This is a genomic window from Pontimicrobium sp. MEBiC06410, assembly GCF_053601615.1.
The window spans coordinates 51435-74216 of sequence record NZ_JBSHNT010000139.1; the positions used below are offsets into that span (position 1 = coordinate 51435).

26 protein-coding genes are annotated in these 22782 nt (G+C 30.4%); 12 read left to right on the forward strand and 14 right to left on the reverse strand.

Translation table 11 applies throughout. The features are described from left to right. Positions 1-125: 125 nt before the first annotated feature. The 5 genes from ACVC08_RS03560 to rpsF form a co-directional block, all read right to left on the reverse strand. Positions 126-593, reverse strand: a complete 468-nt coding sequence (locus ACVC08_RS03560; RefSeq protein WP_452601015.1) for a DUF6495 family protein — start codon at positions 591-593, stop codon at positions 126-128. 148 nt (positions 594-741) lie between these two features. Continuing rightward, the gene (locus tag ACVC08_RS03565; RefSeq protein ID WP_452601016.1) at positions 742-1632 is read right to left on the reverse strand and encodes a glycerophosphodiester phosphodiesterase family protein; all 891 of its coding nucleotides are present in this window, start codon (positions 1630-1632) and stop codon (positions 742-744) included. A 75-nt stretch (positions 1633-1707) separates the two neighbouring features. Continuing rightward, positions 1708-2160, reverse strand: coding sequence for a 50S ribosomal protein L9 (gene rplI, locus ACVC08_RS03570; RefSeq protein ID WP_452600287.1), 453 nt, complete (start codon positions 2158-2160; stop codon positions 1708-1710). Between the two features lie 12 nt (positions 2161-2172). Continuing rightward, entirely contained in the window at positions 2173-2469 is a 297-nt protein-coding gene (gene rpsR, locus ACVC08_RS03575) for a 30S ribosomal protein S18 (RefSeq protein WP_452600286.1), read from the reverse strand. 2 nt (positions 2470-2471) lie between these two features. Beyond that, positions 2472-2810 (reverse strand): 30S ribosomal protein S6, encoded by a 339-nt coding sequence (gene rpsF / locus ACVC08_RS03580; protein ID WP_452600285.1) that lies wholly within the window; start codon positions 2808-2810, stop codon positions 2472-2474. Positions 2811-3020: 210 nt separating this feature from the next. Between rpsF and ACVC08_RS03585 the strand changes: the two genes are divergently transcribed. After that, on the forward strand, positions 3021-3716 hold the full coding sequence (locus ACVC08_RS03585) for a LytR/AlgR family response regulator transcription factor (RefSeq protein ID WP_452601017.1): 696 nt from the start codon (positions 3021-3023) through the stop codon (positions 3714-3716). Positions 3717-3924: 208 nt separating this feature from the next. Here ACVC08_RS03585 and priA read toward each other — a convergent pair whose 3' ends face one another. The 4 genes from priA to nadC are packed head-to-tail and all read right to left on the reverse strand — an operon-like array spanning position 3925 to position 8669. Next, a complete protein-coding gene (gene priA, locus ACVC08_RS03590) occupies positions 3925-6378 on the reverse strand; it encodes a replication restart helicase PriA (protein ID WP_452601018.1) in 2454 nt (817 codons plus the stop codon). A 34-nt stretch (positions 6379-6412) separates the two neighbouring features. Then, a complete protein-coding gene (locus tag ACVC08_RS03595; RefSeq protein ID WP_452601019.1) occupies positions 6413-6838 on the reverse strand; it encodes a DUF2147 domain-containing protein in 426 nt (141 codons plus the stop codon). Beyond that, positions 6828-7778 carry a YihY/virulence factor BrkB family protein gene (locus ACVC08_RS03600; protein WP_452600202.1) on the reverse strand — a complete coding sequence of 317 codons (951 nt, stop codon included), beginning with the start codon at positions 7776-7778 and terminating at the stop codon, positions 6828-6830. The genes ACVC08_RS03595 and ACVC08_RS03600 overlap by 11 nt, the downstream gene beginning before the upstream one ends. 33 nt (positions 7779-7811) lie before the next feature. After that, on the reverse strand, positions 7812-8669 hold the full coding sequence (gene nadC / locus ACVC08_RS03605) for a carboxylating nicotinate-nucleotide diphosphorylase (protein WP_452601020.1): 858 nt from the start codon (positions 8667-8669) through the stop codon (positions 7812-7814). Positions 8670-8756: 87 nt separating this feature from the next. On the opposite strand from nadC, the gene ACVC08_RS03610 reads away from it, so the two are divergent. Continuing rightward, positions 8757-9605, forward strand: a complete 849-nt coding sequence (locus ACVC08_RS03610) for a hypothetical protein (RefSeq protein WP_452601021.1) — start codon at positions 8757-8759, stop codon at positions 9603-9605. 2 nt (positions 9606-9607) lie between these two features. Beyond that, positions 9608-10081, forward strand: a complete 474-nt coding sequence (gene rlmH, locus ACVC08_RS03615; protein ID WP_452601022.1) for a 23S rRNA (pseudouridine(1915)-N(3))-methyltransferase RlmH — start codon at positions 9608-9610, stop codon at positions 10079-10081. A 2-nt stretch (positions 10082-10083) separates the two neighbouring features. Here the strand turns inward: rlmH and ACVC08_RS03620 are convergent, their stop codons facing one another. Continuing rightward, a complete protein-coding gene (locus ACVC08_RS03620) occupies positions 10084-10440 on the reverse strand; it encodes a lipocalin family protein (protein WP_452601023.1) in 357 nt (118 codons plus the stop codon). A 58-nt stretch (positions 10441-10498) separates the two neighbouring features. After that, positions 10499-11914, reverse strand: a complete 1416-nt coding sequence (locus ACVC08_RS03625) for a hypothetical protein (RefSeq protein ID WP_452601024.1) — start codon at positions 11912-11914, stop codon at positions 10499-10501. A gap of 230 nt (positions 11915-12144) precedes the next feature. On the opposite strand from ACVC08_RS03625, the gene ACVC08_RS03630 reads away from it, so the two are divergent. The 6 genes from ACVC08_RS03630 (at position 12145) to ACVC08_RS03655 (ending at position 17605) form a co-directional block, all read left to right on the forward strand. Beyond that, positions 12145-12720, forward strand: a complete 576-nt coding sequence (locus ACVC08_RS03630; protein WP_452601025.1) for a non-canonical purine NTP diphosphatase — start codon at positions 12145-12147, stop codon at positions 12718-12720. Positions 12721-12778: 58 nt separating this feature from the next. Next, a complete protein-coding gene (locus tag ACVC08_RS03635; protein WP_452601026.1) occupies positions 12779-13075 on the forward strand; it encodes a hypothetical protein in 297 nt (98 codons plus the stop codon). Continuing rightward, on the forward strand, positions 13075-13359 hold the full coding sequence (locus ACVC08_RS03640) for a hypothetical protein (protein WP_452601027.1): 285 nt from the start codon (positions 13075-13077) through the stop codon (positions 13357-13359). Before ACVC08_RS03635 ends, ACVC08_RS03640 begins: the two co-directional genes overlap by 1 nt. A 44-nt stretch (positions 13360-13403) precedes the next feature. Then, positions 13404-14594, forward strand: a complete 1191-nt coding sequence (locus ACVC08_RS03645; protein WP_452601028.1) for an MFS transporter — start codon at positions 13404-13406, stop codon at positions 14592-14594. 230 nt (positions 14595-14824) lie between these two features. Continuing rightward, positions 14825-16624, forward strand: a complete 1800-nt coding sequence (locus ACVC08_RS03650; RefSeq protein ID WP_452601029.1) for a DEAD/DEAH box helicase — start codon at positions 14825-14827, stop codon at positions 16622-16624. Positions 16625-16822: 198 nt separating this feature from the next. Then, positions 16823-17605, forward strand: a complete 783-nt coding sequence (locus ACVC08_RS03655) for a carboxypeptidase-like regulatory domain-containing protein (RefSeq protein ID WP_452601030.1) — start codon at positions 16823-16825, stop codon at positions 17603-17605. Positions 17606-17681: 76 nt separating this feature from the next. Here the strand turns inward: ACVC08_RS03655 and ACVC08_RS03660 are convergent, their stop codons facing one another. Genes ACVC08_RS03660 through ACVC08_RS03670 form a run of 3 tightly spaced genes read right to left on the reverse strand, consistent with a single transcriptional unit; the run spans position 17682 to position 19332 of the window. After that, positions 17682-18209 (reverse strand): SRPBCC family protein, encoded by a 528-nt coding sequence (locus ACVC08_RS03660; protein WP_452597674.1) that lies wholly within the window; start codon positions 18207-18209, stop codon positions 17682-17684. A gap of 16 nt (positions 18210-18225) precedes the next feature. After that, the gene (locus tag ACVC08_RS03665) at positions 18226-18633 is read right to left on the reverse strand and encodes a VOC family protein (protein ID WP_452597673.1); all 408 of its coding nucleotides are present in this window, start codon (positions 18631-18633) and stop codon (positions 18226-18228) included. A 45-nt stretch (positions 18634-18678) separates the two neighbouring features. Then, a complete protein-coding gene (locus ACVC08_RS03670; RefSeq protein WP_452601031.1) occupies positions 18679-19332 on the reverse strand; it encodes a TrmH family RNA methyltransferase in 654 nt (217 codons plus the stop codon). Between the two features lie 137 nt (positions 19333-19469). Between ACVC08_RS03670 and ACVC08_RS03675 the strand changes: the two genes are divergently transcribed. From ACVC08_RS03675 to ACVC08_RS03685, 3 genes are all read left to right on the forward strand, one after another. After that, complete coding sequence (locus tag ACVC08_RS03675) at positions 19470-20147, forward strand: SIR2 family NAD-dependent protein deacylase (RefSeq protein WP_452601032.1); 678 nt, start codon at positions 19470-19472, stop codon at positions 20145-20147. Positions 20148-20193: 46 nt separating this feature from the next. Then, the gene (locus ACVC08_RS03680) at positions 20194-21135 is read left to right on the forward strand and encodes a DUF4421 family protein (protein WP_452601033.1); all 942 of its coding nucleotides are present in this window, start codon (positions 20194-20196) and stop codon (positions 21133-21135) included. A gap of 205 nt (positions 21136-21340) precedes the next feature. Continuing rightward, the gene (locus tag ACVC08_RS03685; protein ID WP_452601034.1) at positions 21341-22732 is read left to right on the forward strand and encodes a CotH kinase family protein; all 1392 of its coding nucleotides are present in this window, start codon (positions 21341-21343) and stop codon (positions 22730-22732) included. The last annotated feature ends 50 nt before the right edge of the window (positions 22733-22782 follow it).

Here is a 22782-nt window from a genome sequence, read left to right on the forward strand (position 1 = left end):
CAAAAATAATTAATGATTATTGGTATTGCGAATCTTTTTAATAAAAAAGCATTTCAAAATATATTAATACATTGAAATGCTCTATAATCGTAAACAAGATTTCTGTTTTCACAGGATTTTATTTGCTAGTTAATCAACTTGTGCATATAATTATACAACTCCCCTTTTGTAATATTAGCACCTTGCTCTATTAGCTTAAACTTATCTAGTTTATCATCTTCCGAATAGTCTTTTTTAGCTTGTACAAACTCTACAGCGTCATCCATTAAGTTTTCTCTAAGCCAGTTAAACCCTTCTTTAGTGGTAACATCTTTATCATTACTAATTTTAATTCCAATAAGATGCATGTGGTCATCATTTAAAGCAAATAAATGAATGCTATTAGGCGATATATGCTCTAGGTATTTAGCTTGCCCTAAAACACCTTCCCAAATTAAATCACTAAAAACATCTAATTCCATTTCTGCCATTTCTGGTTTATTGGCTTTTAGATTTGTCCACTCGTCTGCTGTAATAGATTGTGTTGCCAAAAAGTTTATAAACTCTTGGTGTAACTCTTCAAATTGTTCTTTTGTTAGTCTTGCGTATTTCATTGAAAAAAACCTTTTTTTCAATTCCCATTTTCATAGGAATTTTTTACTATATAATATATTTTTAAAACTTCTTTTACATTGAGATAAAATTAGTCCTCGATACAATTCTGATAGCAATCGGAATCACTCGAACTGACGTAATTTTTATTTAATTCACAGCATTCGCTGCTGCGAAAGGTCTATCTGTTGCTAAAACATCTATTCCTTTTTCAACCCAAGTTTTATATAATGCGTCTCCTTTAATTTCTGCTTGCTTATCTAAATTTCCTAAAGTTCCTAAAATTGTTTTTATGCCTTTTGCATGTATTGCATTATAGAGTGTAGTATCCGATAATCGTGTACCTGTAAAGGCTAACATATTTTGAGTTGGTATTTTAGAATGTAATAACCAATCTAACTCTTTAGTATTTCTAGCTGAAACTGATAATAATAATTCTGGTGCAACGGCATAGGCTGCTTCAGCTTGTTTTAAATCGTAAGTTATAATTATAGATACATCTTCGGCTTTTACTTCTCTAATTAAATCGACAACTGCACCGACATCAACTCCTCTTTTAATATCTACAGTTAATACAACATTATTTTGTTTAGCCCAAAATAACACTTCTTTAAATAGTGGAATTTTAAATTCTGTTATTACTCCAAAGTCATCAACTAAATTAAATGCTTTTAACTCATTATAAGTATTTTCAACAACTTTCCCTTTTCCTGTTGTTGTTCTATTTATAGTATTATCATGCATTAAAACTAAAACATTGTCTTTTGTTTTAGCAACATCTATTTCGTAAATTGCTTTAATACTATCATTAACGTAAGCTAAAGTTTCTAAACAGTTTTCTGGATAACCTTTAATAGCTTTCCCTCCTCTATGTACACTTATAATTGGTTCTGCATTTGGTTTATATTTAAATGCATTAATTAAGGCAGATTGTTTTACTTGTTTGGTTTCTACTTTAGCATCTAGTACGGTTTTAGTTGTTTCTTTTTTACAAGAAATGCTAAATACTATAATAAAGAGTATTACAACATATTTTTTCATAACTAATACTAATTAAAAAAACCGTTTAGACTGTATCTAAACGGTTTTAATTTATAATTTTAATTTGAGTTTGTATTAAGCTTGTGCTGCTACAACTTCAAATGGAAAATCAACAGATACAGTTCTGTGTAAACGTATAGCGGCAGTATATTTACCTAAACGCTTTATGTTTCCACCTGCTACTGTAATGAATTTTTTATCTATAGACTGTCCAGCTTTTTCTAAAGCTTCAGCAATATCTATGTTATTTACAGAACCAAATAATTTGTCTCCTGTTCCAACTTTAGATGCTATTTTAATTTCTAATGCTTTAAGTGCTTCTGCAACTTTATTAGCATCATCAACTATTTTTTGTTCTTTGTATGCACGTTGCTTTAAGTTTTCAGCTAACACCTTCTTTGCAGAAGCTGTTGCTAAAATAGCGTGCCCTGTAGGAATTAAAAAGTTTCTACCATAACCGTTCTTTACTGTTACAATATCGTCTTTAAATCCTAAATTTTCAACGTCTTGTTTTAATATAAGTTCCATTGTTACGGTATTTTATTTTAATAAATCTGTTACGTATGGTAATAACGCTAAGTGACGCGCTCTTTTTACTGCTACAGATACTTTTCTTTGATATTTTAATGAAGTTCCTGTTAAACGTCTTGGTAAAATTTTACCTTGCTCGTTTACAAATCTTAATAACCAGTCTGCATCTTTGTAATCTACGTACTTAATTCCAGACTTTTTGAAACGACAATACTTTTTAGTTTTGTTTGTTTCAATATTTAAAGGAGTTAAATATCTAATTTCTCCTTCTTTTTTTCCTTTCGATTGTTGTTCTATTGAAGACATAATTACGCTTTTTGTTTTAGTTTAGTTCTTCTTCTTTCAGCCCATGCTACAGCATGCTTGTCTAAAGTAACTGTTAAGTAACGCATAAAACGCTCATCACGTCTAAACTCTACTTCTAAAGGGTTAATTACAGCACCATCTACTTGATACTCGAATAAGTGATAAAATCCACTTTTTTTGTTTTGAATTGGGTAAGCTAATTTTTTTAGCCCCCAATCTTCTTTGGATATCATCTTAGCTCCTTTAGAAACAAGAAAGTCTTCGTATTTCTTTACTGTTTCCTTTATCTGTGTCTCAGATAAAACGGGATTTAAGATGAAAACAGTTTCATAATGATTCATATAAAAATCTATTTTATTGTTAAAAATGGCTGCAAAAGTAATTAATTTTATTCTATCTTACAATACTTTTTAAATAAAGTTCAGACAATTTTAAAGCATTCGGTTTTTATGTTAAATAAATGTTAAAGAAAACACTTTGCCGATGTTTTTTGGTTTTTAACCGAATTTTTTGTAACATTGTCGATAATTAAACCCAAATATAAAACCCTTATGACTCTAAATTGTGTAGTAGTAGATGATTCGGCGATACAAAGGTTATCTATTGTAAAGCTTATAGAAAATCATAACTCGCTTAATCTTATTGCAGAGTACAGTAGTGCGCTTGAAACTAAAAATGGTTTAAATACTCAAAAAGTAGATTTAATATTTTTAGATATCGAGATGCCTGTTTTAAATGGTTTTGAGTTATTAGATGTATTAAACAATAAGCCTCAAATTATATTTGTTACAGGGAAAACGGAGTATGCTTTTAAAGCTTTTAATTACGACGCTACCGATTACTTACAAAAACCTATAACTAGAGCTCGTTTTAACCAAGCTGTAGATAAAGCTCTAGAACAACATAAATTAAAATTAGACTTTAACGAAACTGAAGGTGAACATATTTTTGTAAAAAGTAACCTTAAAAAACGTAAAGTTTATGTTAAAGATATTAAGTGGATTGAAGCTTTAGGTGATTATGTTAAATTAGTTACTGAAGAAACTAGTTTAGTTGTGTTATCTACAATGAAAGCTTTTGAGCACGAGTTACCTGAAGGTAAATTCTTAAGAATACATAAATCTTATATAGTAAACCTAGATAAGGTAGATCGCTTTAACAGTAAAAATGTTGAAGTTGGCTCTTACGAAATTCCTTTAAGTAGAAACAAGAAGACATTACTTGTTGATGCCTTAAATAATATTTAATTTATTTGAAAAATTACTGAATACTGAAAATCCTGCTTTTACGAGTGGGATTTTTTTATGCTCTAGCCTCTAGCCTCTAACCTCTAACCTCTAACCTCTAACCTCTAAGAAACAAAACATAAAAAATGGAGTGCAAAATATATTCTATACTTTATATCACTTTTTTACTAAATACTAAATACTGAATACTGAATACTGAATACTGAACTTAATAATTGTCTACATTAATAATTACACGTACTGGTCTAAAATCTTTTACTAGACTAAAACTTGTATTTATTTTAGCTATGGCTTCCTTAGTTTTTCCTAACGATTGTTTTGGCGCTATTTTTATTAGAATATTTTTATGGTATTGATTTCTAATTCTAGATACTGGTGGAAACTCTGGTCCTAAAATATTTGCTTTAAAAACTTGTCGTAAAGATTTTGCAAACCATTCGCTAGCCATATTTACACGATCGTAATCTTTGTGTTTAATTGTTATTTTAATTAAGCGGTAAAATGGTGGATATTTAAAATTATAGCGTTCTTGCAATTGTTCACTAAACATCCCCTTATAATTATTGGTAGAGACTTGCTGTAGTATTTTATGATATGGGTTATAGGTTTGTATTAATACCTTCCCTCTTTTATCGGTTCTCCCTGCCCTACCCGACACTTGTAACATGAGTTGAAAACTACGTTCGTGTGCTCTAAAGTCTGGAAAGTTTAGCATATTGTCGGCATTCATAATACCAACTAATTTTACGTTTCTAAAGTCTAAACCTTTGGTAAGCATTTGTGTTCCTACCAAAATATCTATTTCTTGTTGTTCTAAGGCAGTTATTATTTTTTCGTAGCCGTATTTACCTCTTGTGGTATCTAAATCCATACGTCCTACGTTATGCTTAGGAAACAGTTGTTTTACTTCGGCTTCTATTTGTTCTGTTCCAAATCCTTTGGTGTCTAGGTTAGCCGTACCGCAAGCCATACATTTTTGAAGCATGGCATTTGTGTGCCCACAATAATGGCAACGCAATTGGTTACGGTATTGATGGTAAGTTAAACTAACATCGCAATTAGGACATTGTGGTGAGTGCCCACAGGTATTACATTCTACAATGGGAGAATAGCCTCTTCTGTTTTGGAATAAGATAACTTGGTGGCCTTCTTCTAATGTTTCGGCAATTTCTTCTAGCATTCTATCGCTAAAATGCCCTTTCATTAGTTTTCGCTTGTGCTTATCTTTTATATCTACCAGTTCTATGTCTGGTAATTGCACATTATTGTAACGTCTAGTAATTTCAACTAAACCATACTTATTTTCTTTAGCGTTATAATAGCTTTCTAAACTTGGCGTTGCACTCCCCAATAATGTTTTTGCTCCATGTAAATGTGCTAATACTATAGCTGTATCTCTGGCATGATATCGCGGTGCTGGATCAAACTGTTTAAAGGATTGCTCGTGCTCTTCATCTACTATTACTAATCCTAGTTTATGAAATGGTAAAAAGATTGAGGATCTTGCGCCCAAAATTATTTTCGCTTTTGCGGAATTATTCAACACATTATTCCACACCTCAACACGTTCGTGAACCGAATATTTACTATGAAACACTGCCACTTGTTCTCCAAAATAATTTTGTAATCTGTTAACTAACTGTGTTGTTAAAGCAATCTCAGGTAGTAAATACAAGACTTGTTCTCCTTTTTCTAAAATAGCTTCAATAAGTTTAACGTAGACTTCTGTTTTTCCTGATGATGTTACACCATGCAACAGGGTTACATTTTGTGTTGTAAAGGTCTCTTGTATTTGCTGTAATGCTTCGGTTTGGTATTCGTTTAATGCTTTTGAGTTTTCATTGTCCTCCCCAGAATATTGTACGCGATCGGTTTGAATATGGTATTCTTCTAAAATATCTTTATCTATTAATGCTTTTATTATTGCTGAAGAGGTTTTACTCTCTGCTACTAAATCTGATACTTTAATTGGTTTTTTGGTTTTTGCAGAAATAGAAAACAGTGTCATTATAACTTGTCGTTGTTTCGCTGCTCTACTTAGGTCATCTAATAATTGTTGTAATGACGCTTCAGAGGTATAATTTGCATTTAATTTTACGTACCTAACGTATTTAGGTTTATACTTTTCGTAAATTTCTTCTTGTAATGTTATGGCTTCTTTTTCTATTAAGCGCTTAATTACTGGTAGTACATTTTTTTTATCTAAAATATTAGATATTTCCTGAATTTTTAATGCCGATTGAAAGTGTAATGCTTCGTATACTAAAAACTCATCATCTTTTAATTCTTCATCATTTATTTCTTTTAGGCTGTTTTTACTTATTAGTGTTTCACTTTCTAAAATAAAAGCATTGGGTAATGCTGCTCGCATAATTTCACCAACACTACACATATAATATTTAGCTATCCATTGCCAAAGCTCTAACTGTTTTTTAGTTACTATTGGAGATTCATCTAATATTTGGTGAATGGCTTTAGCCTCGTAAGCCAAAGGGGCTTGGGTATGAATCGCTCCTACTAACCCTGTGTATATTTTAGATTTACCGAAAGGTATAGATACACGCATGCCTACCTTTAAAAAGTCTGCTTCTGCTTTAGTTATACTATATGTAAATAGTTTTTCTAAAGGTATTGGTAATATAACATCTATAAAATGATACAATAGTTCCCTCTATTTGGTTTGTCTATTAATATGTTTACTCCACTACTCGCTCCCAATATTGAGTGGCATAAAAAAAAGCTATATATCCACGAACTTGAAGTACATTGGGATCGTCTGTTACTAATAACCTGCATTTGTATTCTTTACCATCTTCTGGATTAAAAATAGTACCATTTTTATAATACTTTCCACTTTTCTTCATGTTTTTAAGCAGTTCAAACCCTAAAATTGGCTTATTTTTAGCATCTCCTTCACATTTGGTACATAATTCCTCCCTTTTAGATGGATCTATTATATGAACAATTTTACCAAAGGCTTGACCATCTCGCTTATAAATTTCTACAATAGATTTTGCTTCTCCTGTTTTATCGTCTATAGTTTTCCATTTACCGAAAACATCTTGTGCAGATATTGTTATCGATATAAATAGAAACACTCCTAATATTAATTTACTCATCATTTGCTTTTATGTTTTTCTTTCTTAAACGTGTTAATGACATATTTAGTTCAAAACCTAACAATAAAATGTTAGAGTTTAACCATATGTAAAAGAGGAGAATTAAAAGTGCTCCTATGGAACCATATAATTCATTATACTTAGAGAAATTTTCTATATAAATTCCAAATAAGTAAGAGGATAATATTATTAATAATGTTGTAAAAATGGCTCCTACAGAGAAAAATCTAGATTTCCTCCCTTCTTTTGTTCCAAAATAATACAGTGTTGCTGTTGCCAAATACACCATAATAATAAAGAAAATATACTTGGCCAATATGGCCCAAAAATCTATTTGCCTTTTTTGTAAATAGCCATGGGTCTCTAAATTATCTAAAACATAAATTTCAAAATAGCCTAGGCCAGCTACTGTAAGCATTAATAAAAATACGAGTATTAAACCTACGCCTAAAGCATATAAATACTGTCGTATTATATTTCGTGTTAATTGCTGGTGATACGAATTCTCGAATCCAGAAAACAAAGCATTAATACCATTAGCCATTAAAAAAATAGATAATAAAAACACTGAAGAGATTAAACCGTCTTTACTATTAGAACTTTCTACGTTTTTAAAAATGTTTTCATGAAAAAAATCGCTTGTTGTAGGTGGTAAAAACGACTCTAAAAAGCTTAAAAAATCTGTTTGAAAGCCTTCTATTGGAATATACGGAATAAGAATAATAACAAATAGTAAAAATGGAAATAACGCTAAGAAAAAACTATATGCAATAGCACTAGCTCTAGACCCCAAAGCTCCTTTTACTATGCCTGTAATATATAACTCCAACAAATTATATAATGATAACCCCTCTAAACCAGGTAATTTTATTTTACCGAGTAGATTAACCAAGATATTTACTACTGGAATTTTTTTAAGTTGTTCTTCTATGCTTTGCGACACCTAATTAGTTACTATTTATTTGTTTTTATTTACTTATACCGCTTTTAAGCTTAAATCCATATTGTATACAGAATGTGTTAAGGCTCCACTAGAAATATAATCTACTCCGCATAGTGCATATTCTCTAACGGTTTTCTCATTAATTCCTCCAGAGCTTTCTGTTAAACATTTGTTTCCTATTAGTTTTACTGCTGTTTTGGTATCTTCGTAATTAAAGTTATCTATTAAAATTCTATACACGCCATCACTTTGCAAAATGGTTTTTATTTCGTCTAAATCTCGTGCTTCAACTATAATTTTTAAATTGCGATTGGTTTCTTTTAAATAGTGCTTTGTTTTATCTATTGCTTTAGTTATTCCTCCAGCAAAATCTATATGGTTATCTTTTAACATAATCATATCGTATAATGCAAAACGATGATTCTCTCCTCCTCCAATTTTTACCGCCCATTTTTCTAATGCGCGAATACCTGGTGTTGTTTTACGGGTGTCTAATATTTTTGTTCCTGTACCTTCTAACAAATCTACAAATCGTCTTGTTTTTGTTGCTATGGCACTCATACGTTGCATAGCATTAAGTACTAATCGCTCTGCTTTTAATATAGATTGCGATGCACCTTCTACATAAAATACAATATCGCCGTAGCTAACTCTAGAGCCATCTTCTATTAATGTTTCTACCATCATGTTTGGGTCTACATAACTAAAAACTTGTTTTGCAAATTCAACACCAGCTATAATGCCTTCGTCTTTAACTAATAATTTTGCTTTTCCTTGTGCAGATTCGGGAATACAAGATAGAGAACTATGGTCTCCATCGCCTACGTCTTCTCTTATGGCATTACTTATTATTAACTCTATTTCTGTATTAAATTGTGCTTTACTAATCATTGGCTTTTACTTTAGTGCTAAAATAAGAAATTGATTTACGTTTTTTAATATTTAATTAGTAGTTTCGTTTCAAAGTCTTTTAATTTCATGAAATTTATTAAGTCGCTTTTTACTTTACTTTTCCTTTTTAATTGTTTTTTTCTGTTTTCTCAAGAATCTATTACAGAGTTATACCTTGATGAAAATTTAAATGAAATTGACTCTATTAGTTATTCTAGGAAATGCAAACGTATTCTTTCTAAATGTTTAAAATACAAAACCGATAGTTTAGTTATTAATAAGGTATTAATTAAATATGCATTTGGAAAACTTACCCCAAACCAATACAACCAAATTAAAGGGGTTATTACAAGAAATTCGAATATAGAATTAAAACAAAATGAAGTTCTAGTTATTAAATATTATGACTCGCTTTTTAGTTTTAATTCTGTAAACAGAAGACATCTAAATCATTTAAAAAAACCTAAAACCGTATTGCCAGATTCTTTAGCCAATGCAAAAAATACTAAAAATGTATTTCATACTTTTAATGAATCCATTTTTAATGAAAACAGAAAAAAATGGGTAAAGAAACATAAAAAATGTATTGAAAAAAATGAAAAGAAATACGATATAAAACTTATATATCTTTATAAAGCTGAACAAAATGTTTTAGATCAATATGAAGATTTTAATTGGGTAAAAGATAATGGTGTTTTTAAAAACAAATTCTTTAAAATAATGTTTAACTTTCATTTATTAATTATAAAACCTGATGGCGATTATTTTCTAAGTGGAGGTCATATTACAGATAAACAAGTAGGCAAACTACTAAAAAAAGCTGATTGGTCTAAATATAAAAATGATTGGAAATTATCTTTTCAAAGAGAGGTTATAAATGGTTATGGCCTATTTAAAAAAACAAGTTCTTTTCATCACAAAAAACATTGCTTCTAAAAATGACTATAAAACTTATTGCCATAGGCAAAACCGACAATAAGCAATTACTCACTTTAATTGAAGATTACCAGAAACGTTTAAGTTTCTATATTAAATTTTCTTTTGATATTATTCCAGATATAAAAAATGCTAAAAACTTAAGTGAAGCGCAACAAAAACAAAAAGAAGGCGAGCTTATTTTAAAAAAATTAAGTAATACGGATGTTTTAATGCTTTTGGATGAAAACGGAAAACAAATGGACTCAGTTGGCTTTTCTAATTATTTACAGAAACACATGAATTCTGGTATAAAACAACTTGTTTTTATTATTGGTGGCCCTTATGGGTTTTCTCAAGATGTGTATAATAAAGCACAAGGTAAAATCTCCTTATCTAAAATGACATTTTCTCACCAAATGGTACGTTTATTTATTATTGAACAATTGTATCGAGGCTTCACTATTTTACGAAATGAGCCTTATCACCATAGATAATTTTATTTCCTTACTAAAGTTAGTAATTCTTTATTTCCAGAACGACTCATTACCAACTCTAAAGTATCTGTAGTAAAGGTTTTCATTTCTACTGCTATTTCTAATTTTCCTTTTGGTGTACAGTACAATCGGTCATTCATTATTTTATATTCTCCGGTAGTATCATTACCTCCTATTTTTGAAGCATAGGTTTTATCTTCATTAAATTTAAAATAAACATTGTTATTACAATTATCGCTTCCTGTTGCTACATTAATCCAACTCGAGCATACCCATTCTCCTTTTAACTTTTCATACTGTTCTGCTGTATTACAAGACATAAATAGAAAGACTACGGCTAACACTATTACTTTTTTCATGTGGTTACATTTTAAGGTTATGGTATTTTTTTCATTTTACTATAGAAGCAAATCCTCTTTAAAACTCATATATGGATAGATAAACTTTTGTATTTGCTAGAGAGGTTCCTAGATAATTTAAAACTAAAACTTTATTATCATCTAAAAATAGGTTATTACCGTACTCATAAATACTGTGAGACTCTGAATTTGCAAAATCTACTGTAGTATTCACTTCAACACTAAGCACACCGTTATCAAGCTTTGTAGAATAGATGTTACTCCCATCTGCGCTCAACTTACTGTCTATAAAATACCCGCTTTCAGTTTCAAAATTATAAACAGGAGTACTAATATCATCAATATAAGCTACAACATTGCCAAACATAAAGAAATTAGAATCATTTCCTAAATCTAATACTATTTCATTAATGCTAGGATTATTTTTTAACTCAAAAGATAATAATCCTCCAGAATTATCAAATTTTTCTACATAAAGTAAACTACTATTAGAACCTGTAGGGTAACTTAAACATGTAACTATATCAGTCGTAGAATCATAGCTCGCTACATGTCGTCTATTATGTAAGCTCGTAAAATTAGAGTTTCCTTGTCCAATTTGGACAAAATCATTTCTATTATATACAAACAAAGGCATATCATCGTTATCCATTTCATTTGCAGCTACGATAAAAAGTTTATCGTCCCTAAATTGAACGCTTGTTATATAATAATTAGGAATATTAAATGTTATTTCTTCATTTAATGTAAATCTATTTAAAATTTTCAACTCACCTCCGTCAACATAGTATAGTTCAAATTCACCATTATATAATCCTGTAGATTGCAAAGGAGTATGTCCTGATATAAATTGTCCTATTGCTTTCTCAGCAATAACAGACCTAGTATTATAATTATATGCAATTATAGTAGCATCTCCAATATTAGAATTGGAATCTAAATAATCAATAGAAGTAATATATAAAATTTTGTCTTCAATATTATGCTTAATATTTTTAACTATATGATTTGCTGTAAATGCCACATGTTTTGTTTCTACAGGAGTAATAAAAGAATACTCATCCCCATACACTACTGTTTCAGGTGTCTTTGCATAGGCTCTATAATAATATTCTGTTTCAGGAATTAAATCTTCTAATTGAGAATTAAAAACACCAAATCCACTACCAGATGCTATAAAATCGTTATCGATGCTTACATTAGGTGTTGTACTCCAGCAAAACCCTCTTTCAATTATATTTACATCTGTAGTTGCAACAACAAATATCTCCCCTTTTAAATCGACAGTATAAGGCAAAACTGCACTATTACTAATAGCAAACGTATAAACTCCAGGTACATTTATAGGTGTATCTTCTTCAGTCTCTGTCTCTGTCTCGTTCTGTGTTTGCGTTGGAGGTACAATATCATCATTACTTTCGCATCCAGAAACAGTTAAAAGTAGTAAACCAATAATTATAATTATTTTTCTCATTAAATCAAGTTTATATTATTATAGGATTAAATTTTTATTCTCTTGAAAAGATTTTAAACAGTGTAAAAATGAAAATTACTTGTTTTCTAACTTTTTTTAAAATCTTTATACAATGTATGTGTATTTTAAATTAATAATGTTATACATTTTTTTAATAAACTTTGTAAAGATAGCTTTTCTCATTATTATATTATTAAAATATTACTTTTGATTTTCTAAAATACAACACCATGCAACTCGTATTCGCTACAAATAATTTAAATAAATTAAAAGAAGTACAAAGCTTAATTCCTGAACACATTAAACTATTATCTTTAAAAGATATTAATTGTTTAGAAGACATTCCCGAAACCCAACCTACTATTGAAGGCAACGCTATACAAAAAGCTGAATACGTAAAAACAAATTACGGTTACGATTGCTTTGCAGATGATACCGGCTTAGAAGTTGAAGCACTTAACGGAGACCCAGGCGTATTCTCTGCGCGCTATGCCGGACCTCAGCGAGACGCAAACGATAATATGAATTTATTATTAAATAATCTCGAAGATAAGAACAGCAGAAATGCACAATTTAAAACTGTTGTCGCTTTGCATTTAAATGGCAACTTAAAAACGTTTACAGGGATTTGTAAAGGTGAAATTACTACTGAAAAACGTGGCAATAAAGGCTTTGGTTACGACCCTATTTTTCAACCAAATGGTTATGCTGAAACCTTTGCTGAAATAGATTTAGATTTAAAAAATAAAATTGGACATCGCGGAAAAGCGGTAATGGAATTGGTTGGTTTTTTGAATACGTTGTAGAATTTTAATAATAGTGAAACAAATATTCTCTAAATTGAAGAATAAATTATAAATACACTTGACACCAAAAACCATTAAATATACTATTCTAATCCTTTTAGGATTATTAATGTTTTATCAATTTATCCCTATTGGGGATTATTGCAGTGGTATGGCAAACAGCTTACTATTTTTAGCTTTAGGTGCTTTATTTTTACTCGCTTTTTTAATAATTCTAATTTTTGATATTATTAAACGTGTTAAACAGAAACAATCATTTGATTTTATTCCTTTAGTTGTATTTATAATTATTGTTGGTAGTAACTACAGTCTCTTAAAAACAGATAATAAAAGTTTTGGACTACAGAAGTTTTAGTGGCAGGTTTAGAACGCAACGGTTATGGTAGAACAAATAGAATGATACTTTATAAAAATAATTCTTTCGCTATTACATGTTATGATGTAGAGATAAAATGCACAATTCAAGGCAATTACACTTCAAAAGGTGACACCTTAAAATTGAATAGAAAAGGGTTAGCTAAACTAACCAATAATGCTTTTACAGCATACTATATTATTTCTAAAAGAGACAGTACATTAATTCCTTTAGATACTACTTTTAAGATTATTAAAGTTAATACATTTTCAAAAGGTTTTTAATAATATTAGTCAACAGAGATAAACAACAACCAATAAAATAGACTATGCAAACTTTAATTTATTCCTTATCATTATTTTTTGAAAGAGCGTCCTATTATGGATTTAGAGCAATAATAGTGCTTTACATGATTGAAGAAACATTAAATATGGATAGAACCGAAGCCTATTCTATATATGGAACATTTACTGGTGCTTTTATTATTTCAAAAATTATAGGTGCAATTTTTGGCGATTTGGTTATGGGAAATAAAATTGCTTCTATTGTAGGTGCCTCTTTACAAGCTATAGGTGTGTTTTCACTATGCATTCCTTCTACTTTTGGTTTATATATAGGTTTATGTTTAATAGTTTTAGGCAATGGTTTATACAGTCCAAATATTACTGCTCTTTTTGGAAAAAATTACCTCAACAAAATAAAATTATTAGATTCTGGATTTACGCTATATTATTTAGTCGTAAATACAGCAGCAACAGCAGGCATTTTACTTATTGGTTATGTAGGAGAACGTATAAGTTTTAATTATGGATTTATTATCGCTGGGCTACTAATGATACTATCCACAATATTAGTCCTGTTTTCTAAAGCTCCAGAAAATATTGTGTACGACTCTAAAACAGTTTCAACAGATGTAAAAATTATTAAAATAATATCCGTTGTTATATTATTAACTTTATTTTGGGGTATTTACGAAGTATCAGCTTCTCATGTTTACACGTTACAAACACAATTAAAAGCATTATCTACAGGGATAATCAAAGAGAGTTTATCTGGCTCTTTAAATGCTATTTTTATATTTCCAATGGGCATTATAGCTAGTATTCTATGGTATAAAGTATATACGTCTCAATCTTTTAAATTATTAATTGGTTTTATATTTGGTGCTTTAGTTTATGGATTGCTACTCCTAATCCCAGAAATACCAACACAAGAGCATTTATTTATATATATTTCTGCTATAGGCCTGTTAAGTGTTTCAGAAATATGTATTGCTCCTATACTCTATTCCGTACTTACACAATATGTAAACCCAAAATACTTAGCCATTTTTATCAGTTTAGCGTCACTCCCAACATATGGTATAACATTAATGCTAGGCTATTCTATGGATTATTTTTATAATAATCCACAAATAGCAGTTGTATTATCCATAAGTGTTATGGTAATTTTAAGCATTTTATTATTAATCTATATTTTATTTATAAGACAATTAATAACTGTTAAAAGGCAAGACTAACATACAAGCAAACGTTATTATTTTATTAAAAAAAACAAATTTATCCTGCTTTAAAGTAGACTTATTGTAATTCTTAAATAAAAGTGTACCTTTGCACGCTGAAACCCAAGTGGTTTTATTGAATTCCTCAGAGAGAGGATGTGTTACTAGAAGTTTTAGGTTAAGTATGTTCGATGCGCTTCTATATGTAACACCAACATAATGATGACATTGAAATACTTATTAGAAGAATGAACACATTCCAAGATTTAGGTCTTAACGAAGACTTATTAAATGCTATTACAGATTTAGGTTTCGAAAAACCAAGTGAAGTCCAAGACAAAGCCATTCCTATTTTATTAGAAGAAGAAACCGATTTAGTTGCTTTAGCACAAACTGGTACAGGAAAAACAGCAGCGTTTGGTTTTCCTATGCTTCAAAAAATTGATATTAATAGCCGCACAACACAAGGTTTAATTTTATCACCAACTCGTGAGCTTTGTTTACAAATTGCTAACGAGATGAAACAGTATGGTAAATACTGTAATGGTCTTAATGTTGTTGCTATTTATGGTGGTTCTAGTATTACAGATCAAGCAAGAGAAGTAAAACGTGGAGCTCAAATAATTGTAGCAACTCCTGGTCGTATGAAAGATATGATTAGCCGACGTTTGGTAGATATTTCTAAAATTGAATATTCTGTTTTAGATGAAGCCGACGAAATGCTAAACATGGGGTTTAAAGAAGATATTACAGATATTTTATCACATACTCCAGAAGATAAAAACACCTGGTTATTTTCTGCTACCATGCCAAGAGAGGTAGCAGCAATAGCAAAAAACTTTATGGTTAACCCACAGGAAATTACTGTAGGACACAAAAACCAGAGTACAAATAACGTATCTCATGAATACTATTTAGTAAATGCAAGAGACCGTTACCAAGCCTTAAAACGTTTAGCAGATGCTAATCCAGATATATTTTCGGTAATATTTTGTAGAACAAAAAGAGATACTCAAAAAGTTGCAGAACAGTTAATTGAAGATGGTTATAGTGCAGGTGCATTACACGGAGATTTAAGTCAGAATCAACGTGATATTGTGATGAAACAATTTAGATCACGCCAAATACAAATGTTAGTAGCAACAGATGTTGCGGCTCGTGGTATTGATGTAGATGATGTAACACACGTTATTAATTACCAATTAAGTGACGAGGTTGAAACCTACACACACCGTTCTGGAAGAACTGGACGTGCTGGTAAAACTGGTGTTTCTATGGTTATTGTTTCGAAGAGTGAAGTCCGTAGATTAAAAAGTATCGAACGTATTATTAATAAAAAGTTTGAGCTGAAAGAAATTCCTAACGGAATGGAGATCTGTGAAGTACAATTAATGTCTTTGGCTAATAAAATTCATAATACAGAAATTAATCATGAAATTGATAAGTATTTAGAAGATATTAATGCCTTATTTGAAGATACAAGTAAAGACGAATTAATTAAGAAGTTTTTCTCTGTTGAGTTTACACGATTCTTTAATTACTACCAAAAAGCAAAAGATTTAAATATTAAACCAGGTCAAGACTCTGGTAGAGAACCTCGTGCTGGTAGTGGTAATGCGGCCCGTTACTTTATTAATGTTGGTGAGAAAGATGGTTTCGATTGGATGAAGCTAAAAGACTTTTTAAAAGAGCAATTAGGCTTAGGCCGAGATGATGTTTTTAAAGTAGATACAAAAGACACTTTCTCTTTCTTTAATACAGAAAAAGAACACCAAGAAAAAGTATTAGCTTTCTTTACAGATTTTAAACACAATGGTCGTTTTGTAAATGTAGAAATTACTGAAGATAAACCTAACCGAGGTGGTAGAGGTCGCGGAAGACGTAGAGATGATAGAAAAGGTGGTGGAGACAGAAGACGTAACGACAGACGTTCTAGTGGCCCTAGAAACGATTCTAAACGTAACGATAGAAGACGAAGTGATAACAATGAATCTCGCTCTAGACGCTCAGACGCTGGTGCCTCTAGACCAAGACGTTCAAGAAGATAATTAATAGTAAAAAAACACCTCAAACTTTAAATTGTTTGAGGTGTTTTTTTTAGATAACCATAGCATTTAATAGTGTAAATCTTCAGTTTTTTAATAGACAAGTTTAAACTTATTTGTTAATTTTTAGTCAAAATAACGACCTGTATTATATAGTGTGTTAATTTCTTTACTATTTTTACAATTCTTATATACTTAAATATGAAGCACTTTTTAATCTTATTTACTTTACTTATTGGCACTACATTTTGTTATGCGCAAGAGGTAGAAAAAGATACAGAAGTCAAAGGAACCATAGTAGATGCTTCTACAGATAAAGCTTTAGAAGGTGTTAATATTGTAAACATAAATCAAGTTATAGGTACTTCTACTACTAAAGATGGTACATTCGAACTTAAAGCTAAAGCTAACGATACGTTGCATTTATCGTACCTAGGTTATAAATCTATTAAAGTTAGGGTAACTAATGATTGGATAAAGTTTGGCAATTCTAAAATTACTTTAACAGAATTAGCATTAGCTTTAGAAGAAGTTGTTGTTTCCGATTTAAAATTAACTGGTTACTTAGAACTAGATATACAAAGCGTCTCTATAAACACCAATTATCGCTACAGCATATCTGGATTATCTTCTGGTTATGAAGCAGATAACCGCACCAATGCAGTTACAAAAGTTCTAGGCTCTATATTTAATCCTTTAGATTTTTTATATAACACTTTTAGTAAAAAAGGAAAAGAGTTACGGAAACTAAAGAAAATGAAGCAAGATGATGAGATTAGAAATCTATTAGCTTCTCGTTTTGATAGAGAAATGCTTATGGTGTTATTACAAGTGAACAAAGTAGATTTAGATGAAATAGTAGAACAATGTAATTACTCTAAAGATTTTGTAACGTCTGCTAACGATCTTCAAATATTAGATGCCATTAGTGAGTGTTATGAAGAATATAAAGTGTTAAGTCGTAATAAAAAAAAGAGACTATAAAACATAAAACAGCAAATAAAAAAGAGTGAAATTTAATAATTTCACTCTTTTTTTGCTTCCTTTTAAAATTATATTATTATTCTTCTAAAATAGCTTTTAAAGCTTCTAATCCTTCTTCAAAATCTTTACCTACAGTTTTATCCATATTAAAAAATAAGAAGAAAATATTTGATGGTGGTTTATTTACTCCAGAAAACCCCCAAGTTACTTTTGTTAATCCATTCCCCATATCCTCTACCTTTGTAAAAGCATCAGACTGCGATTTCCAAGGTTTATAAAAGCGTAGCTGTGCCTCTATTGTTTCATTTTCTACAATACGTTTAATTTCCTGCTCTCCGGTACCAACATCTTTATTGCCTTCCCACTTAGATATAAACCCCACTTCTCCATCTGTTCCTATGTATTCCTGCATCATATCTGGATCTTTCTTTTTCCATGGAGACCAATCGTTTTGGTTTTTTATTAATTTTAAATACTGAAATACTTCGGGAAGTGGTTTATTAATAGAAATACTTCTTTCTACACTATACTTTTTAGGTGCTATAATTGCTAAAATAACGATTAGTACAATTATTGCAATAACAACATATAAAACTATCATCATAATATATTTATTTAAATTATTCGTTGCAACTTACCATCCACTGTATACCAAACGAATCTAATAGCATTCCAAACTTACCGCCCCAAAAAACAGTTTCAAAAGGCATAATCACCGTACCTCCTTCTATTAAACTAGAAAATACCGATTGTGCTTGCGCCTCATCATCTGCATTAAAACTTAAACTAAAGTTGTTTCCTATAGTCATCTGCTCTCCTATATTATCTGAAGCCAAAAGTGTACAGTCATTAAAAACTAAGGTTGCATGCATTATTAAATTTTTAGCAGATTCAGGATACTCAAAAGTACCTTCTGGAGCGTCACTAAAACGCATGAACTCTGTTATTTCTCCATCGAAAACATCTTTGTAAAAATTAATAGCTTTTTCGCAATCTCCTTTAAAAGCGATATATGCATTTAGTTTCATAATATTTGGTTTTAGATTTCAGTATGTTTAAATGTACAAAAAATATTATTTAGAGTAGAATCTTTCAATAATCTCTTCGTAGCTTTTAATTGTTTTTTTACACCAATCTAATCGTTTTGCTAACTGTTCTGTTTCTGTTAATTGCCAATCGATATTGGTTTGTTTAAGCTTTGTAGTAACGTGTTGTAATATAATGGCTGCGGAAACGGAAATGTTTAAACTTTCTGTAAATCCTGCCATAGGTATTTTTAAAAACACATCGGCTTCATCTAGAACTTCTTGAGATAAACCTTCTGTTTCTCTTCCAAAGAAAAAACAAGATTTTTTAGTAACATCAAAATCATGCAACATACAATCTTTAGTATGCGGTGTCGTTGCTACTACTTGATAACCTTCTGCTTTTACAGCTTTTAAACAATCTTTTATAGAGTGGTAACGATTTAAATCTACCCATTTTTGCGCACCCATTGCTATTTCTCTATCTATTCGTTTAGAGTTGCGCTCTTCTACAATATTTACTTCTTGGATACCAAATATATCGCAACTTCTAATTACCGCACTTGTATTGTGTAATTGATAGACGTCTTCTGTCGCTACAGTAAAATGCTTGGTACGTTGCTGAATAACTGTATTAAATCGTGTTAAACGATTTTCGGTTAAATAAGATTCTAAATGTTTTAAAAGTGCTGTATCTGTCATTTATAATAGTATTTCGCTATATAGAAATGTTTTTAATTTTATCGAATGTAATAAAATTGTATGGATATTTTTAAGAATGTTTATTTTTATAAGCATTACTTATATATAAACTATATTACTCTTTTAATAAAATAAATATGAAACATGTTGTTGTTTTAACTGGTGCTGGTATGAGTGCCGAAAGTGGCCTTAAAACATTTAGAGATGCCAATGGCTTATGGGAGGGGCATGATGTTATGGAAGTTGCTTCGCCTGGGGGTTTTGCTGCGAACCCAGAATTGGTATTAGAGTTTTATAACCAGCGCAGACAACAACTTTTAGAGGTACAGCCAAATACTGCGCATTATGATTTAGCTGCTTTAGAGCATAACTACAAGGTTACCATTGTTACACAAAATGTTGATGATTTACATGAACGTGCAGGTAGCTCTAATGTAATACACTTGCATGGCGAATTACTAAAAGTACGCCCCGTAAATAGTACAAATAATATTCTAGAATGGACCAAGCCTTTAAATCTTGGTGATTTAGATAGCAACGGTAACCAATTACGACCTCATATTGTTTGGTTTGGCGAAGCAGTCCCATTATTAGATAAAGCTATAGAGGTGTGTAATACTGCAGATATTTTGGTTATTATTGGTACTTCAATGCAAGTTTATCCTGCTGCCAGTTTAATTAATTTTGTTCCAGATAATACACCTATATACTTTATAGATCCCAATCCTGCTTTAGCAGATTCAAAAAACATTACAGTAATTACTAAAAATGCAACAGAAGGTGTAAAATCATTTATAGCTCTTATAACATCTTAATTATAATAGTTTTTTTTAAATTACGTTAAATATTGAAATTCTATTAATGAAATTAACCTTCTCTGCCTTTTTTATAGTATTCATAAGTTTTACAAATGCTCAGGATTTTGGCTCCATTGTTTCTTTCAAAGATAACATGTTGGTTAAGTTTAATATTAATACTCAAAACGAATCGTTTTCTATACAGGATAGTAATGAAGATAATTTTACGGTTACGGCCGATAATGTTTACAGAGTACAAGTATCTACAAACTATAAATTTTTAGGTTTAAGTGTAGGGTTTTCTCCTAGTAGCAGACGTTCCGATTTTAAATCGTCATTTAGAGAGTATCAGCTACGCTTATTTTTAAAGCAATGGATTCAGAATTTTCAATATAGAAAAGTACAAGGATTTTATGATGAAGGCATTAACCCTAACGATGAGAGTTTACGGTTTCCGAATTTAAAAACTACCAATTGGGGAGGCGAAACGTCTTATGTTTTTAATTCTAAATTCTCATTACGTCATTTATTATATTTAAATGAGTGGCAACGCGAGAATTCTGGTAGTTTTATCCCTACGCTTAAATATGGCTTTAACAGACTTTCTGATAGGGTTGAAAATGAAAAATTCGTTCAAAATAACTTCGATATTTCTATTGCTCCACGTTATTATTACACTTGGATTGTAAAACGTAATTGGTTTGTTACGCCTTCTATTTCACCTGCTATTGGTTTGCGTTTTAGTACCGATAAATCTAGTGAAGGCGATATAAATAGTACCTATATTACTAAAGCTTTGGATGTTGGCCTTCAGTTTGGTTATACGTCTAGCAGAATAAGTGCTGGTGCGCGTTTTAATTTTGAATCGAACTCTGTAAACGAAGCTGTAAAACGTAACGTTATTAACGATAAAAGTTATGCCAGTATTTATTTTGGTTTCCGTTTTAATCCGCCGAGATATTTAGAGGAAAAAGTAGATTGGATAAATGATAGACTTGGGTTATAACTCATGACTTATTTAAGGATTAATTATATAAACTTTTTAAGTCTGTTCCATTTTTAAGTAACATTTCAAAATGCTCTGGACTATATTAATTTTGGTTTCCTTTTTTAACCACATAAATATTTATAAAAAACACGTATTTCTACGTATTTATAGTTTCTTAGGATATAATAATTTTGAGATATTAACCTAAACATCCCTAAAAAATATGTCAGTAACTATTCCTACTAGCTTCAGTAACCCTGTGGTTTTTGTTATTCCCGAGAGCGCTTTACCAATTACAAAAAAAGGTAGTAAAACGTCTATTTATTATGCAGATATAGATCAAACTGCTCCAATTAAACTTACCGATTTATATAACAAACTTATTAATGTAAATGGTAAAATGCATGTTCGAGGAGATGCAACCGCAGCAATGCCTAAACAACAATATGCCGTTAAGTTAAAAGATAACCCTTCTGCGGGAAACTTCCTAGGCATGGAAAAAGGTGGAAAACATTGGGTGTTTAACGATTGTGGCGCCGTAGATTACACCTTACTTAGAAACACTTTTGCATTTACTCAACAACGTGCTATGGGGCAATATGCTCCTGCATTTAAATTTTTTGAACTATTTATTTTACCCCCAGGAGTCGATTTAAAAACAATAATAACAAGTACAACAGAATTAGCAGAGTATTACCATGGTTTATATCTTAATTTTGATAAAATCCGTTTTCAAAGTTCTCGTATAAATCTTCCTTACAAAAAGAAGAAAAAAGACATGACGTCAGATTATGCTATTGTGCAATTAAACCAATCTAGTGATAAATATTTTCAACTTACACCTAATCCACCATTAACAGCTAATGTAGAGATTTACGAACCTAAGTTAGACGCTATGTCCTCAACAATACAACAAGAGTTTAATAATTGGTTTTACAATAACTCTAACAGCTCTTGGGCTGGGCATTTTGCCAATGCATATTCTAATTATATTGTGCAAAATAAATCTATCCCTTCATCCTTATTTTCAGATATTAAAGCGGTAACAGATTATACCTCTTTTGCTACATACTTTGTATTAAATGAAATTGCAAAAGACCCAGATGGTTATCATAAAAGCACATTTATGATAAAAAATAAATCTATTTGTTATGCTGGACCATTATGGGATAAAAACAAATCGTATGGCAACACAGCTTCTTGCAGTGGATACCCTCAAGGTTATGTTAAACCAAATGGTTGGTTGTTTTCTGTAGCTGGACAATCTCCTGTATGGTGGACTGTACTTTTAAAAGACCCTGAATTTTGTAAAGAAATATGGAAAATATGGAGTACGGTTGTTTTTAATATTACAATAACCGGTTCTAATTTACCAGATTGGATAACTAACTTTATTACTAATACAGTTTCTTACATTAAAAATACTGGTGCCTTAGCTAGAGATAGTCAAAAATGGCTAAATGCGTTTAACAGTTCTGGTGGAGAATTCTCTGAAACTAAATATGATGATCAAGTAACAGATTTTAAAAATTATCTAGGTCAAAGGATAGCCTGGATTAACGATAATCTTAGTAATGAACTAAAATCGCAATCAGGTTTTGTACCTAATTCTTAATTAAAAAAACATATTCGTTGTGTAAAAGAGAGGAAAAACACCCTATATAT